We start from the raw sequence: 16,773 nt of genomic DNA, 5'->3' as shown, positions 1-16,773 counted from the left end.
ACAGAAGAGCAGCTCTCAGTATGGGAAGACGGAAAGAACATTCTCTCTTGCCAATGTTCTGACGGCGTTCAAATGGTTTCTGACAGGTATTGTGACGGGATTTATATTATCGAAGATTAAGGCAGTTATTTTATTTTTTAAACGATTTTTATATGGTAAATAAAGATTTCATGTATGGTCTCAGCAAGATGACCTTCATGAGCAAGACAGTCGGCTACATCGAAAAGGACAGCTTCGAATGGGGCGGTTCTGCACCGGAAAGTGTTGATGTTGATGCCGAGCAGGTACCGGATGCACCAGTTCTCACACTGGTACAGAAGAACGGCACTATTGCTCCGAAGTTCAATATGATCCAGCTGAACTACGAGAACCTCGCAGCTATGCTTGGCGGTACTGCAACCGCAACCGGTTGGAAAGCACCGACAACCCTGCTGCAGCTGCGCGGCGAATGTGTCATTGACACGCCGAGCGGCAAGCGAATCAAGATTCCCAATGCAGTGCTGCTGTCCCACCTTGACGGTAAGCTGACGCTTACGGAGGTTTCCAAGATTGCCTGCGAGCTGAAGGTGCTGAAGCCTGCTGACGGAAGTGCTCCTTACGAGATCTGTGATATTGATGCGGGCTGATGGGCGTGGTCATGGATGAGAGAAGAATCCAACAGGAGGCATCGGAAGCCCTGCTTGACATAGGGGTTTCGGTGCCTCTGAAACCTGTCCGCCTTCCCTTCTTCAAGAAGCCTCTGATGTTCAGGATGTCAATGCACCGTCCGAGACTGAGCACTCAGATCAAGATAGCACGTCTTTATCTGAGTTTGGACGTATCCTATGCTGAGCTGGAAGCATTTGACAAGGACGAGCAGATGCAGTTCGTTGCAGAGCACGGCAGGACCATAGCAGAAATGGTAGCTCTGACGATGTGCGGGAAGTGGTGGAAGCCGGTGTGGCTGGTGTCGTGGATGTTGCGCCATTGGGTAGACAACCTCTATCTGCAGGTAGCAATGATGAAGTTCGTCCTGCTGCTGGGCACGGAAAGTTTTACGAATATTATCAGATCAGCAGAGATGACGAACCCTCTGAAACTGAGACTGAGCCAAAAAACGAAGGGGAGTTAAGTTCTCATTATGAAGGAAGCCATAGCCCCTTTGGTCTGGTGTGGCAGATCGCCAATGCTACAGGATGGAGCAAGGAGTACATCCTCAACGGGGTGAATTACCAGACCTTGATGATGATGCTTGCCGATGCGCCGCATTACACTAAGAAAAAACAAGTGGATAATGAAAAGGCGGGAGAAAACAACACGGATGACGTGTTAGGCTTTTTCCAGAGCAATCTCCAGTCTGACTGAATCCCTATTAATTGATGTTCAAAGGATATGAAGTCTGTTGAAATTGAGTTTCTGATGAAAGGCAACCTGAGACAGGGGATGCAGGAGATCGGTGGTGAGGCGGATGTGCTTGACAACCGGCTTCGTGGACTGCGCAACACTGTCGGTGGTCTGTTTGCCGTCGACAAGAGCGCAGAGTACATCAAGAAAATAATTGATGTGCGAGGCGAAATAGAAAGCCTTCAGATATCCTTTGAAACATTGGCAGGAAAGTCAAAGGGTGACAAGCTGTTCGGTGACATCAGGGAGTTTGCCGCCACCACACCTATGATGATGAATGATCTTGCCAAGGGTGCGCAGACATTGCTGGGTTTCAACACCGAGGCAGAGAAGGTGATGCCAATCCTCCGTCAGATTGGCGACATTTCAATGGGAGACTCACAGAAGTTCAATTCCCTCGTGCTTGCCTTCGCACAGATGAGTTCTACAGGTAAGCTGATGGGGCAGGACCTCCTGCAGATGATCAATGCCGGCTTCAATCCTCTTGTCGTTATGTCCGAGAAAACGGGCAAGAGCATGAGTGTCCTGAAGCAGGAAATGACAGACGGGAAAATCAGCGTTGATATGGTTGCCGACGCTTTCGCAACTGCAGCAAGTGCGGGTGGCAAGTTCCACGGCATGCTCGAAAAGCAGAGCGAAGGTATGAAGGGTGCCGTAAGCAATCTTGAAGGTGCATGGCAGGATGCTTTCAACGAAATGGGCGAGAGTGGTGAGGGATTCATCATGAAGGGCATAGAACTCACTACGGCAGCCGTCAGGAATTATGACAAGCTGGGCAAGGCTATCTTCACTGTAGTAGCAGCGTACGGCGAATACAAGGGTGCGTTGATGGCTGTGCAGGCTCTGCAGAATATGATAAGCAACCAGAAAGCCTCCATTGAATCAGACCGTGTAAATGAACTGAAGGGACTCATCGACCAGTACAAACGTACGCTTGAGCCTGATGCCGTCAATGCTGATACGGCAGCAACGAAGGCAAACACAGCTGCCAAGCTCGAGAACAAGTCTGCCATTGATGCAGAGGTCGCTGCTATTGAAAATGAATTACGGGCTAAACTGGCAACTGCAGAAGCAAATTATAATGAAGCTACCAGTCTGGCTGCATACGCAGCGGTGCAGGTTGATGATGCGAATGAAGCAGTTGCTGCTGCACAGGAACAATATGAAGCTGTCTTGCGAACGGGTTCAGGGGAAGCAATTGAGGCAGCTGATATAGCACTGAACACAGCAGCTTCCGAGGCTAACTCGGCTGCACGTAACCTTCAGGCTGCACGTACGAACGTAGCCGCTGCAGCAACTGCGAGAGAAACAGCGGCTACCAGACTGTCTACCTTTCAGACACAGGTTGACACTGTCCAGAGGAATGCCAACACCCGTGCAACTGGATTGTGGGCGGCAGCTACCCGTATGGCCACCTCTGCCATGCAGGGTCTGAAGACTGCGTTCATGTCCAATCCGTTCGGTATCGCACTGGTTGCAATAACTTCCGTCATAGGTCTTCTGTCAATGTTCTCGTCTGAAACAGAAAAGGCTGCAGATGCCACTGTCCGTTTCCGTGAGAAAGTCATGGAGGAACAGTCGCAGCTGGAAACATATTATGCAACTCTCGTTAATGTAAGAAAAGGCTCAAAGAGTTACCAGGCAGCTCTTGACGGCATCAATTCTGTTGCCAAGGAATACAACGTACGGCAGCTTTCACTCAATGATACGCTGGATGAGCAGAAACAGAAGTACGAGGAGCTGACAGAAGCTATCCGTCAGCAGGCTGCGGAGAAAACCCTTGCAGAAGCTGCCGCAAAGGCAAATGAGGATGCCATGAAGTCTGAAAAGGATGCAATGGACAGCCTCTTGGATAAAGCTAAGGAAGCTACCTACAAGGATATACGTGAAGTCATGGAGACAACTCCGGAAGGCGTTTCCATGATGGTCTATAAGACCGTGGATGTCTCCAGCGAAAAGCTGCGGCAGGTGACATCTGCAACCTGGAATATGATTTCCACTGAAGTGATGAGTCATGCCGCAGACATTTCAGAGGCATTTGCAAGGTCACAGGCAGAGGGTGTGAAAGCTGTAGAGGCAGAGGTTGGTACTATAGAGGAAATCCTGCGTTCCCTGGGTGTTACCGACCGGGAGATTGAAGCCTTCCACGATAGCCTTTATGAATATGTGAATACTTCCGCACAGGGATTCAGAAACTCATACAATGAGCTGGAGCGTACCAAGGCGCAGCTGGAGGGAATTGCAAGCGCTACTGTCAATACGAAGGACACGACCAATGAGGCTATAGCCCAGATGAACTATGAGCAGCTGGTACAGAAGCTGCAGAGTGTCCAGGCAGAAATAGACAAGATTAACTCTAAGGAAGTAAAGGTTGAGACAGACAACTCACGCCTGCTGGAACTGAAGGGTCTGCTTATAGACATCAATAAGCTAATGTCAAAGACTCTGACATCCGGTTCAGACTCAGATCTGGAAAAGCGTCTTCAGGAACTGAAAAAGAAACGTGACGGTGAAATTTACGGTTCAAAGGCCTGGAATGAATATAACAGTCAGGTTGGAACATTGACTGCCCAGCTTGCGGGTCATAAGAGCAAATACGCTGAAACCGTTTTCAATGGCAGCAAGAAGAAAAAGAAGAAGAAAAAGAAAAAGGAACTCTCCAAGGAAGAGATAGCCAGGCGGCAGGCACGTTACCAGGAACTGGTAGAAGAGCAGAAGGAAGACCGCAAACGTGCACTGAGAGATATGGAGCTGGAGACACGCCAGGCACAGCTTGATGCTATGCAGGAGGGGTCAAAAAAGACCCTTGCACAGTTACAGCTCGACTTTGACAAGGAAAAGGAAAAAATCACACGTGAGTATGAAGATCTGAAGAAAAGCAAGATCGAGGCAGCCAGAAAGGTGTGGGAGGCAAATCCTGCGAATAAGGACAAGGTTTTCCACGCTAACCCGGCAGATACCCGTTTTGCCTACACGAAGGCTGAGAAGAAAAACAGGAAGGCGCAGGAAGAAGCGGCGAAGCAGGATTTCTTGAGGAAGCGTTCTGATGTGTTCTCAGTCGACCGCCAGGCGATGAGAGACTATCTCAAGGAGTACGGTACTTTTAACCAGCAGAAATTAGCTATTGCTGAGGAATATGCTGAAAAGATAAGGAAGGCAACCAGTGAAGGGGAACGGCAGAAACTGCTTGCTGAACGTAATTCCGCACAGGGCAAGGTCGATGTTGATGCCATTAAACAGAGCATCGACTGGGGCAGCGCATTCGGTGAGTTCGGTGCTATATTCAAGTCGGAACTGACACCTCTTCTCAGCAAGCTGCGTAAGATAACAGAAAGCAAGGAGTTCAAGAGCAGCAGCATTCAGGACCAGTCTGTAGTATTTGACCTTATACACCGTCTTGAACAGAGTTCTGCCGTCTGGGATGGTGAGATATTCCGTAAGGTCAGTGATGATATGAAGACATACCAGGCTGCGATGGAGAAGCTGATTGCTGCACAGGAAACCGAGCGGCGTGTCTATGAAGAGACTGCTGACGGGCTGAGAGCTGCGCAGGAGAATCTTGAGCTGGCACAGGCTGAAGGTAATCTGGACGCAATGACAGAATGGCAAAACGAGGTAGACCGACTGGTAGCAGAACAGAGAGCTGCAAGTGAGCTTGTGAAAGAACACAGTCAGGCTGCTAACGAGGCAACCGAGAATCTCAAGGCAAGTGCCGCCAGTGCAAAGGGAATGTTTGAGGGACTGGAAAGTGCCGTGAACGGTCTGACCAGCGGTACACTCAAGGGGTTGGGAAGCTCCCTTATGCAGCTGGACAAACTCTTCGGAGGAGGCGAGTTTACCAGGACCGCTGGTAATGCACTTGCAGCCGGTTTTCAGTCTCTGTTCGGAAAGGACAGCGCAGCAGCTAAGGCACTGTCTGTCGCACTCGGTGATACCGGGCTGATGGGAGAGGTCATCAGTGCAGTACTTGGCATATTCGATGCTATAGCACAGAATGGTATCAGCGGTATTGTCACAGGTCTTCAGGATACAATCCTGGGGGCTGTTGAGAAGATTCTGGATGATGTCTTCAGCGGTGACATCATTACGAAGCCTCTTGGAAATCTGATGACGCATCTCGATCATATCCTTGATACTGTAACGTTCGGAGGATTCAGCAAACTGACAGCCTGGTTGGGTGATGGTGACAGTGACAGGAACCTTGAGCGTGACCTTGAGAGACTGACCCAGAGCAATGCTGACCTGAAGCAGGCTATCGACAACCTGACCGATGAGCTGGGTAAATCCAAGATGAGCGATGCCGGGTCATTATACGAGCAGCAGAAGCGGAATATAATGGAACTTGAACGCAATACGCGTGAGAGTATGGAGCGTGCAGGCGCTGCATTCACAAGGGGAAACTGGTACAAGGCATATACGAACGGGCACCATAGCTCTGATTACAAAATCAACAAGGGAATGAGCGGTCACGAATGGGATGCGATAAGCCAGCTGCTGGGGAAAAATATACGTGGTGCCGGAGACTTGTGGAAGCTGTCAAGCAAGGAGATGTATGAAATTGCAACCAAGCTGACAAGTGAATACACGCATATCAAGGACCTTGCTAACGACGGATACAGGGACGCAGCACAGTTCATGGACGATTACATCGGTTACTGGAAACAGCTTGAAAAGATAGAGGACTCCTATCGTGAGAAGCTGACAGACATAACCTTCGACTCTGCACGGAACTCGCTGGTAGCACTTGTGAAGGATGTGAAGAACAGCAATCGTGAGATATTGAAGAATGTCGATGAGATGTTCGAGAACGCTATTCTGAACTGGATGCAGTCGGAAAAGTACGGCGAACGTCTCAGGGAATGGTATAACGGTTTTGCCGATGCAATGAAGGACGGCCTTTCAAAAAGTGAAGCCGAGAGCCTTAGAAGTCTCTATACGAAGATTGTCAATGAAATGCAGGCAGAAAGGGATGCCGCCTATAAGGCTGCAGGAATAGATCCGACAGAAGGAACACAGCAGTCCGGGCGTAGCGGAGCCTTTGAGACAATGACGCAGGATCAGGGCACAAAGCTGGAGGGACTCTTCACAAGCGGTCAGCTGCACTGGGCAAGTATGGACGAGATACTGGGCAAGATAGCTGACAGATGGTCGGAAGCCTCTGACAGATTAGCTGAGCTTGTCGAGAATACTTCCTACTGTAAACATCTGAAGGAGATATCTGAAGATATAAGAGCTATGAAGCGTGACGGAATAAAAATGAGATAAGATTATGGCAGAACACATTTTATCAGGTCAGGTGTTTGTCAATGATACTGACATCTGGGTAACATACAAGGCTTTCCTGCGTGAGGAGCAGAAAGGAGGACATGACAATCTGAATGCGCTGCTTGCCCCTTCCAGGACAAAAGGCAATACGGCAGTCAATATCCGTGAACGCCACGGTGAAGAGTATAGTGATGACCTTCATCCAATGAGTGAGGGACGTGACGTAACGCTTCACTTTGCCATCAGTGCGAGTTCTACAGCTGGATTCGTCAGGCGTTATACTGATTTTATCAGTTTTTTGAAGAATGGCGAAAAAGGGTGGCTTCGATTCAGGTTTCCGACATTGAATCTGGAGATGCGTATGTTTGCAGACCAGTTTCCAAGCGGGTTTACAGCTATCAGCAATCTATGGTCGGAAGGACAGCAGTGCGGAGCCTTCAAGGTGAAATTCCGGGAACCTGTTTCTTCATTCTGACAGTGTTCAGTCAGTATTTAATCAGTGTTTAAATAGTACGGAAATGATAGAAATATACGGAAGTGACAATCATCTGAAGTGCCGGATTGAGCCGGCTGACAACAGCCAGCAGGACAAGACACTTGGCGGTGACAATCTGTTGTCTCTCTCATTCACACATCATAGTTTCGTGCAGCTGGATGTAAACGACTGGTGTGAGTTCGAAGGTGAGCGTTACTGGCTGCAGGAGCGTTATCTTCCTACGCAGAAGAGTGAGCGTGAGTGGGACTATGACTTGAAGTTCTATGGAGTGGAAAGCCTCATCAAGCGGCTGTTGGTTCTCAAGAATCCCGATGGTGAGAATGAGGCTGTGTTCACACTGACTGCTCCAGCTTCAGAGCATGTCCGGCTTATTGTAGGATGTATCAATGCTGGTATGGGCACGAGCGACTGGAAGACAGGAAGCGTTGTTGCGACAGAGAACCTTACTGTTGACTACAGTGGCACTTTTTGCGATGAAGGCTTGCGTAAGGTTGCAGAAGCTGCCAAGACAGAATGGTGGGTAGAAGGGCAGACGGTGAACGTATGCCGCTGCGAGCATGGTGAGGAACTCACACTTCGCTATCCTGAAAGCATCACCCAGCTGGAGCGTGATACGGCAGACGGTGTGAAGTTCTATACCCGTCTGTTTCCGATGGGCAGCACGCGTAACATTGACCGTGCGAAATATGGTTCCATGCGCCTTCAGCTGCCTGGTGGTCAGAAGTACGTGGATATGAATGTCGAGAAGTACGGCATCTTCCATCATTACGAAGAGGCTGCATTCTCCCATATATATCCTCGACGCATCGGTACTGTAAGCAGCGTCCGTGAGTCTTCTGTCAAGGATAACGAAGGCAAGCCGTTTAAAATATACTGGTTCAAGGATTCTGCCCTACCGTTCAATCCGAATGACTACGAAATCGGAGGTCTTGTAAAGCACGTCGTCTTCCAAAGCGGTGAGCTTGACGGCAGGGACTTCGAGGTGAACTACCATGCAGATACGCAGGAGTTCGAGATAATCACCACCTGGCCTTACGACGATGAGATGCAGATGCCTGGCGGTAATCTTATTCCGAAGGCAGGCGATAAGTATATCCTGTGGAATATCCGTATGCCTGATGAGTATTACGGACTGGCTGAACAGGAGTTCCTCGCAGCGGTGGAAGCATTCAATGCCAAGCATTGCATCGACACGTCGGTGTATAAATGTCCGACGCATCATGTCTGGATAGAACGCAATCGGGTGCAACTCTATATCGGGCGGAGAATACGACTGGAGAGCCAGCAATACTTCCCCGAAGCAGGTTTTCGCAGCAGTCGCATCACCCGCATTAGTCGCAGTGTGACGCTACCCAGCCAGATGAATCTTGAAATCAGCGATGCCACAAGTACGGGCAGCATGACTCGCATTAATGATGGCATTAACGAGGCAAAGAGTTACGCAATGTCAGCTCTCGGTGCTGTGCCCGACATCATACGGAGCGGTGAATCTACACTACCGACCGACACCAATCTCTTCTCCGCCCGCCGCTCGCAGAAGGAGTTCCTGAGCAAGAAGGAGGAGGACGTGGCACAGCAGCTCATCACCTTCCTCAAGGGCATTGGGCTGGGAGCGGACGGACGGTTCTCCGTCAATGCCGACGGCGTGGCACTGCTCTCGCGCATCCTCGTCGGGAACTACGTAAAGGGTTCGTCGGGTGCGGGCATCTACGCCGACGGGCAGGGCAACTATCACATCGAGGGTGACTATGTACACGTGCGAAAACAGCTGACGGCAGAAGAAGTGCAGTTGATGAAATCGACACATATCAACGGCAGGATCATCAACTCCCCCGGCAGCTTCACCATATCCAGGGTTGAAAAGACAGACGGCGGATGGAGGTGCTACTTCACGCAGCAGGACGGTGAGGGGCGGATGATCAGCAATACAATGGGGATGGACGACTACGCCTACTGCGAGACGTTCAACCTGGTCAACCAGCAGGGCAGACTCTCGAACCACTACTGGCACCGGCGCGTCTTCGGACTGGGCGCGGACTATGTCGACATCTGCGACAACACGGATGCCGACGATTACGCAAGCGGAAGCGACGAGCCGCAGGCGGGCGACGAGGTGTCGACGCTCGGCAACAGGACAGATCCCGCACGCCGGCACGCCATCGTCCAGGCGGCAGCCGGCACAGGCTCGCCGTATTACAGGATGTACGTCGGCATCCGCTCTTTCTCGCTGCCGAAGCCGAAGATACAGATGAGCCCGACGGAAGGTTCGTGGTGGATGGTGACGGACGAGCACGGCAACGACATGCCGATGGAGGAGTACATCGCATCCCTGAAGTCGCAGGTCAGCGCCGTGCAGGAGCAGGCGGACAGGCAGCTGGTGATCTGGTTCGGCGACGCCGTGCCGTCTGCCACAGCGGAACCTGCCGGCGAGTGGACGGACGAAGCGACGAAAGAGATGCACCTGCACGACATCTACTACAACCGCTCGTACGCCGAGACGGGCGGCGGCCGTGCGTACTCGTTCGAGAAGAATCCCGACGGGTCTTATTCATGGCACGAGATTACGGATGCGGACGTGCTGAAGTCGCTCGAGGCGGCGCAGCGGGCGCAGGACACGGCCGACGGCAAGCGCAGGGTGTTCGTGCGCGAGCAGCCCGTGCCGCCGTATGACAAGGGCGACCAGTGGAGCAATGCCACGTACGAGGGCAGGTATCAGAACGATCTGCTTGTCTGCGTGCGCACGAAAGCGAAAGACGAGTCTTTCGACATTGACGACTGGTCGCCCTCGCAGGCCCTCACTTCTGCGCAATTCAAGTCTGAAATCAAGACGGCTGCTGACAAAATATCTGCTACGGTCACGAACCTGAAGAACGGACTGGTCGAGGTGGGATTCGAGCTTGACGGCGAGAAGAAGTCCTTCACCGTCACGGCCGAGAACTTCAAGGTGCAGACCCCGGAGGGGAAGGTCGCCCTGATGACGTCGGACGGCAAGGTGAACGCCGATCTGATAGAAGCCCGCAGCGTGCGCACGCTGCCGGGGGCGAACGGCCTGCACATCGACATGCGGGAGGGCACGTTCGACATCCTGACCGCAGACAACCGAAAGGGCATCAGCATGACGGTGGATGAGAACGGATTCCCCCACCTCGTATTCTTCGACAGGGAAGGGCGGGCGAAGTACGACCTGGGCTACACCGGCCTGAAGGAGCTCGTCTCGGCCTACCGCGCCGCCTACTGGACCCGGCGCAGGCTCGTCGACGTCACCGGCAGGGGGCTGGCGGCGGTCTGGCCGAAGACGGCCCGGGGCCGGGAGTGGCACGAGTACCACGCCGCCTTCCACTACGTCACGGGGAAGCTCGGCGAACATGCCGAGGAGGACGGGAGGCTCTTCGAGCTGGAAGATTTCGCCGCGCCGATCCCCGACGGATGGTACACGGACGAGAACCTCGAGGGCCAGTTCCTCGCAGGCGGCGGCGAGACCGTCGACGACGGCGACCCGAACGGCGTGCCCGGGCCGCGCGTCTACGGCGTGAAGATCGGCCGTACCGAGGGCGGCCGGTTCACGAGGAAAGGACTGACGGTCTGGTTCAGGGTCGTGAACGGCCGGGCCTCCTTCTGCGACACTGAAGGGAAGCCGCTGGCCGTGGGATTGCTGCAGGACTATCCGTTCCAGCCGGACATCTGACAGGCGGCGCATACGTGCCGGGAGCGTGACACATACGAGTCAGCAGCGTGACACATACGAGTCAGCAGCGCAACACATACGTGCCGGAACAGCACGACGCTCCGCCCGCATTTCGGAAGCCCCAGGGGCGGAGCACGAGGAGCATTCATTTCAAAAAAAACAAAAGTCTATGGAAAAGAGTTTGAGTTATGTCCTCAAGGAGCAGAAGATGACGCTCGGGACGATGAAAGGGAAAAGCGTGTTCGTGGCGAAGCCTACCGACCGCCGCAGGGTGTCGCACCGCGCGTTCTGCGACGAGGTGGCGCGCGCCACGACGTTCACCGGGGCGGAGGTGGAAGCCGTGCTGCGCCTGGCCGCCGAGACGGCCAGGAAGCACGTGGAACAGGGCGAGACGGTCGACTTCGGCGACATCGGTTCGCTGACGCCGTCGTTCCGGTCGAAGGCCGTCGAGCGCGCCGAGGACTTCAACGCGCAGAAGCACATCACCCGCCCCGTCGTCAAGCTGCGCCCCTCCGCGCGCTACTTCACCCTCAGCGGCGTGAGCTACGAGCGCGTGGAGAAGAAGGAGAAGAAGGAGAAGAAGAATCCGGAGCCGCAGCACAGCGGGCCCTCGGCGGGCGAATAGCCTGCCTGCCCGGACGGACGCCGTCCGTCCGGGCCTGTCACCGACCGTCATACATCCAGCGAAAGAATGAAGCACATCAGACTGCATATCACCGAGAGCCGCACCGCCGGCGGACGCTTCACGCAGGTCTCCGTCCGCGGCATGGAGGATGCGACAGGACGGAACTCTGTCCCGGCGCATCCGAAGCTGCTGCAGGACATCCTCTGCCATGCCCTGTCGCTTGCGCACGGTGTGGAGATAGAGGGCGGAAAGGGCTTTGCCTATACGTTCCCGTTCAAATTATCATGATCATGGAGAAGAAGAACATAGAACCGATATACATTGACCGGAAGTCGAAAGGCGGCCGGCTCACGGCGGAGGAATTCAACAGGATTCCCGAGAAGGTGAACGAACTTGTAAAGGCGCATAACACCGAAGAGGAGCGCATGAAGCAGGTGGCGGCCAGGAACCGCCCTGCGCTCGGCCAGCTGACGAACGTGAGCGCCGAGGCGGACAGCCTCGCTTCCGACACCTGCGTGCTGGTGTGGAACGGCGATGCGTGGGCGCCGATGAAGCTGTCGGAGCTCGGCATCGGGCAGGGAGGCGGCGGACAGCAGACCATCCTGTATTACCTGCGCGCCGCCAACCGGTCGCCCTCCACGACGCTGTCGGCTTCCAAGACGGCAGGCGAGTGTACGGTCAGGTTCATGTTCGTGTCGCGCACGAAGGACGTGGGACAGACGGAGTACATGGACACCGGCGAGTGGGGCACGTACGAGATATTCGCCAAGGCGGGCGACGGCACGTTCGTGAGCAAGGCCCGAGGCCGCTGCCAGTCCAATACCGTCACGACCGTCGACGTGTTCCGATACTTGGAGAGCGGGCAGAACAGCATCATGGTGAAGATCACGGGCGAAGTGACGGGGCAGACCTCGCCGGCGCTGGTGTACTCCATCACGCTGTCGGCGCTGTTCCTGTCTGTATCCGAGTTCAACTGGTGGAAGGCGTATCAGGGAGACATCGTGCTTCCGTGCTACATCAGCGGCAACATCTCGAAGACGCTGCACGTGAAGATAACGGGCGAGGGCTACGAGCAGACGTATGAGCGGCAGTTCGGAACGGCTGCCTACACCTCTTCGCCCGTGGCTTATACGGTACCGTTCACGAACAGGACGGGCATCTTCCATCTGTCTGCATGGCTGTCGAACGACGACGGCACCGTGCAGACGCAGCCCGTAGGCTACGACTTCATGGCCGTGGCTGACAATGACAACGTGAAGCTGGTCGTCGTGAACAACAGGGCGGAGAAGCTGCTGAACTGGTACGAGAACAAGGTGCTGGAGTATGCGGTCTATGACGGCAGGGCGGTCACCACCCCGCTGTCCATTCTCATGAAGAAAGACGACGAGGTGCTGCAGGAGAACGTGTCGGAGAACACGCTTACGCAGACGAGGATGCAGTACACGCTATCGCTCGAGGTGGAGACGATCGACAACTCCGACTTCACGGCTCTGATCGGTTTCCGCTCTCACCCGACGGACGAGGTGCGCCTGCGTGACGCCATTCCGTTCCCTGTCGACAACTCGCAGGGCTATTCGGCAACGGCCGGGGCGGTATTCTACTTCAACGCCAAGAACCGCAGCAACACCGACACCGACCATGCTGTCATCAAGAACCTCATCACGGGCGAACACGTGCAGGCCGGCTGGCAGGGCGTGGCGTTCGCCCGTGACGGATGGACGGCGGACGACATGGGATCCCGCACGCTCCGCCTGCTGGCTGGCTCGCGACTGACGATTGATTACAGGCCGTTCGCCAGGGAGGCAGCGCAGACGGGCAGGACGATCGAGATAGACTATCAGGTCAACAACACGTCCGACCATGACGCTGAATGTATCTCCATCGCCATGCCTTATCAGAAGCAGTACATCGGCCTGAAGGTGAAAGCCTCCTCGATCATGTTCGCCACACGCAGCGGGCACAATCAGGATGTGCAGGGAATGAACACGGACGACGGGGTGCGCATCCGCCTTGCGCTGGTCATCTCTCCGAAGAAGTACACGTATGTCCTCAACGGCAACACGTATTATCTGAACCTTGTCAGTCTCTACATAGACGGCGTGGAAGTCCGCAAGTTCGCCTATCTGCTGACAGACAGCATGCAGACGGCGGAGGGCGGACAGATAGTCGCAGGCTCGGACAGCGCGGATGTCGACCTGTATTCCATCCGTATCTACGACAGTGCGATGGATGCCGCCAACGTCCATCAGGACTATGTCAATGCGCTCTCGACGGTCGGCGAGAAGAGTGCCGAGAAGCAGGACAACGACATCTACGACACGTTAGGCACGACGGTGGACTTCGACAAGGTGCGCGGCAGGGTGAACGTCTTTACCTTCGACAAGCCGCTGCCGTCGTATGAATACGGCAAGTCGTACAGGCCGAAGGGCACGCTCGAGATCTACCCCAAGGACGGCAATGCGAACCTCAACCGGCTGACGATTACGAACCTCCAGCTGCAGGGGCAGGGAACGTCGTCCATGCTCTACTACCTGTGGAACTGGAAGGCGAAGGTGGGCAAGGATACCACGATAGTCTATGAGGACGGACAGACGGAACAGAAGAAGTTCGAGCTGTTCAAGTCGCTTCCGAAAATATCGAAGCTGACGGCGAAGAAGAACATCGCCTCCTCCATGCAGTACCACAAGATGGGCAGCGTGAACTCGTTCACCGACCTGTGGAAGGCTGTCGGGCTGACGAACGAGGGTGTCGGGCAGGACAGCGAGGCACGTGTGTCCATCTACCAGGAGACATTCGTCGGATTCGAGAAGCAGACCGCAGACGACGGCACGGTGACGTACAAGTTCGTCGGGCTGTTCACTATCGGACCCGACAAAGGCGACGCTGCCACATTTGGCTACGACAAGGATCTGTTCCCCGACCTGCTGTCTATCGAGGGTTCTGACAACTCGCCGCGCCTCACCTTGTTTCAGGTTCCGTGGGACAGACGCCGCATCCGTTACAACGAGGAGGAGGAAGCCTATCAGTACCAGGTCTCTGAATTCTCGTGGGAGAACTGCTGGGACCTGGACTACGCCGACCTGCCGGCAGACGAGGCACGGCAGCGGGCGGAGGAACTCATCGAATCGTACATCAAGGCGTATAACATCGTCTACCAGTGCAGCACGTTCATCGAGCCTTTCAACGGCACGCTGGACGAACTGAACGCCGACCCGCACTCAACGCACATTGAGTATTGGATCGCCAAGGCCGGAGACCCGGACCAATACAACCTGTACTATTATGACTCGCTTTACAGGAAGTTCTGCCCGTCGACACTCGACAGCGGCGCATCGGTGGTGAATCTCCGCCGGCAGCTGGTCGGTGAGAAGTACGGGCTGACGGAGGCGGCGTTCAACTCAGTCAGTGATGCAGGAAAGCTCAACGAGTTGTTCAAGGCGGCACGCATTCAGAAGCTGCGTGCCGAGCAGTCGGAGTACTGGGATGTCTCTGATTGCCTCTACCATCAGCTCTACGTTGAAGCGGTGGCGGCGACCGACAACTGCGCAAAGAATACTTACCCTTATTCATTCGGTGAGAAATCGAAATCGTGAGTGGTATGATCCGCGATGCTGACACGTATGTGTCGCGGCTCTGACTCGTATGTGTCACGGTTCTGACTCGTATGTGTCACGAAGCTGAGTGGAGCCGCTCGGAAAGGCGATACCTGTCAGGCAGAAAACAAACAGTTAAAAACAATGGGCAAATAAGACGTTATTATGGCAAAGAGCAAATGGAAATTCAGACAAGACGACCTTGATACCATCTTCACGGTCATCAACCAGGGATTGATGAAGAAGCCCTACTGGGTGGAATATCACGACACCTACGAGGACGGCACGCCCGTATGGAACGGTGAGAAGTCGGTATTGTGGAATCTCATGGAGCAGGCTTACCCGGAGGAGCGGGCGGCAATGATGCGCCGAATGCTGGCGAAGATGGAGGAACTGGGCGGGCTGCAGAAGGGAACGCACCAGCAGAAGCTGTTCGCGTTCTTCCACCGGTACTTCTTCTCGGCCGCCGGCGACTTCTCGCCCATGCTCTACAACGAGGACGGGAAGCTGTACGAGCAGATGAAGCTCGCCATGCTGCAGGGCAGATACACGAACGACACCGACCCGCTCGGGCAGTCGCTCGGTGACGGCCGGTCGCCCGAAACGGCGTGGGTGAAGAAGCGCATCCAGTACCTCATGTCGAAGTATTCCTTCGGCGATTACGACGCTAAGACCGCCGAGGGGGCCGTCACCGTGCGCATATCGGCACAGGCGGACGCTACGACGAACTCCATCACGCTGCGCCTCACGCCGGCCATGAAACTGTATCCGACGATTGCATACGGTACGACCGTCATGCGTGGTGCCCGCACGGAGGCTGGAAAGGTATGCGAGATCGTCGTGGAAATCAACGGCACGTCCGACCAGCAGCTGTCGGTGAAGTCGGCCGACTACCTGCTTGATATCGGCGACTGGTCATCGTATGTCATCAACGGCGCACTGTCCGTCATCGGCAGACGGCTCAGGCGGTTGAAACTCGGCGACGGCGACGGGCGGAAAGTGAAGATTCTCATATCCTCCCTCACGCTCGGCAATACCGTATCGCTGGAGGAGATAGACGTGCGGAACATCCTCACGCTCGCAGGCTCGCTCGATATGCGTTCTAACTACCGCCTGCGCCGTTTCCTCGCCGGCGGCTCGTCCCTTACCGAAGCCCACTTCGCTGACGGCGGTGCGCTCGAGGAGGTCGACTACCCGGCCGCCACGTCGTACATCGAACTGAAGAACCTCGGCCGCCTCACGAACGGGCGTTGCAAGACGGAAGCCTGCGCTCCGAACGTGATGAGCTACTTCGTCAGCGGATGCGACGGTCTCCAGCCGATCAAGATGCTCGCCGGGATCATGGACGCGCAGGACGGGCAGTCGCCCCACGCCCTCCGCTACGTCCGATGTGTCGGCTTCAACGAAACCTTTACAGACGGGCGTACCTTCGACAAGCTCGCCCGGCTCGTAGACGGCACGTATCAGGGCATCGACGCAGAAGGACAGTACGGCAACGACCCTTACCCGGTTCTCGACGGCACAATCAACCTCACCACCGGAGCCTACCGCGACACCTACGATGCCCTCATGGTCCACTATCCGAAGCTCAAGCTCAACATCTCCAAATGGTGGATCCGCTTCGAAGACCCCGAAGTAAAGCGCATCTGCATCGAGAACTGGGACAAGGACGGTGACGGAGAGCTTTCCATGGAGGAAGCGGCGCAGGTCAGTTCCATCGGGACTG

Annotated in this window: 10 protein-coding genes; all 10 read left to right on the top strand. The window is 54.8% G+C overall.

The window, feature by feature from the left end; translation table 11 throughout:
- Positions 1 to 152 precede the first annotated feature (152 nt).
- Positions 153 to 626, top strand: a complete 474-nt coding sequence (locus tag HMPREF9141_RS12080; protein ID WP_007369057.1) for a hypothetical protein — start codon at positions 153 to 155, stop codon at positions 624 to 626.
- An 11-nt stretch (positions 627 to 637) separates the two neighbouring features.
- Positions 638 to 1,111: a hypothetical protein gene (locus HMPREF9141_RS12075; protein ID WP_040555169.1), complete on the top strand. Its 474-nt coding sequence runs from the start codon at positions 638 to 640 to the stop codon at positions 1,109 to 1,111.
- Positions 1,112 to 1,149: 38 nt separating this feature from the next.
- Positions 1,150 to 1,344 (top strand): hypothetical protein, encoded by a 195-nt coding sequence (locus tag HMPREF9141_RS12070; RefSeq protein WP_007369055.1) that lies wholly within the window; start codon positions 1,150 to 1,152, stop codon positions 1,342 to 1,344.
- Between the two features lie 27 nt (positions 1,345 to 1,371).
- The gene (locus tag HMPREF9141_RS12065) at positions 1,372 to 6,648 is read left to right on the top strand and encodes a tape measure protein (RefSeq protein ID WP_007369054.1); all 5,277 of its coding nucleotides are present in this window, start codon (positions 1,372 to 1,374) and stop codon (positions 6,646 to 6,648) included.
- A 4-nt stretch (positions 6,649 to 6,652) separates the two neighbouring features.
- Positions 6,653 to 7,123, top strand: a complete 471-nt coding sequence (locus HMPREF9141_RS12060) for a hypothetical protein (RefSeq protein WP_007369053.1) — start codon at positions 6,653 to 6,655, stop codon at positions 7,121 to 7,123.
- A 43-nt stretch (positions 7,124 to 7,166) separates the two neighbouring features.
- The gene (locus HMPREF9141_RS13945) at positions 7,167 to 10,829 is read left to right on the top strand and encodes a hypothetical protein (RefSeq protein WP_007369052.1); all 3,663 of its coding nucleotides are present in this window, start codon (positions 7,167 to 7,169) and stop codon (positions 10,827 to 10,829) included.
- 169 nt (positions 10,830 to 10,998) lie between these two features.
- Positions 10,999 to 11,454, top strand: coding sequence for an HU family DNA-binding protein (locus HMPREF9141_RS12050; protein ID WP_007369051.1), 456 nt, complete (start codon positions 10,999 to 11,001; stop codon positions 11,452 to 11,454).
- A 66-nt stretch (positions 11,455 to 11,520) separates the two neighbouring features.
- The gene (locus HMPREF9141_RS12045) at positions 11,521 to 11,742 is read left to right on the top strand and encodes a hypothetical protein (protein WP_007369050.1); all 222 of its coding nucleotides are present in this window, start codon (positions 11,521 to 11,523) and stop codon (positions 11,740 to 11,742) included.
- A gap of 2 nt (positions 11,743 to 11,744) precedes the next feature.
- A complete protein-coding gene (locus HMPREF9141_RS12040) occupies positions 11,745 to 15,047 on the top strand; it encodes a hypothetical protein (RefSeq protein ID WP_257009614.1) in 3,303 nt (1,100 codons plus the stop codon).
- Positions 15,048 to 15,212: 165 nt separating this feature from the next.
- A partial coding sequence (locus tag HMPREF9141_RS12035) for a hypothetical protein (RefSeq protein ID WP_007369048.1) occupies positions 15,213 to 16,773 on the top strand: 1,561 nt, incomplete at its 3' end.

Source organism: Prevotella multiformis DSM 16608 (assembly GCF_000191065.1).
In the GTDB taxonomy this organism is placed as follows: Bacteria; Bacteroidota; Bacteroidia; order Bacteroidales; family Bacteroidaceae; genus Prevotella; species Prevotella multiformis.
Note: the sequence above shows the minus strand (reverse complement) of the source record. Positions and strands in the feature narration are given on the sequence as shown.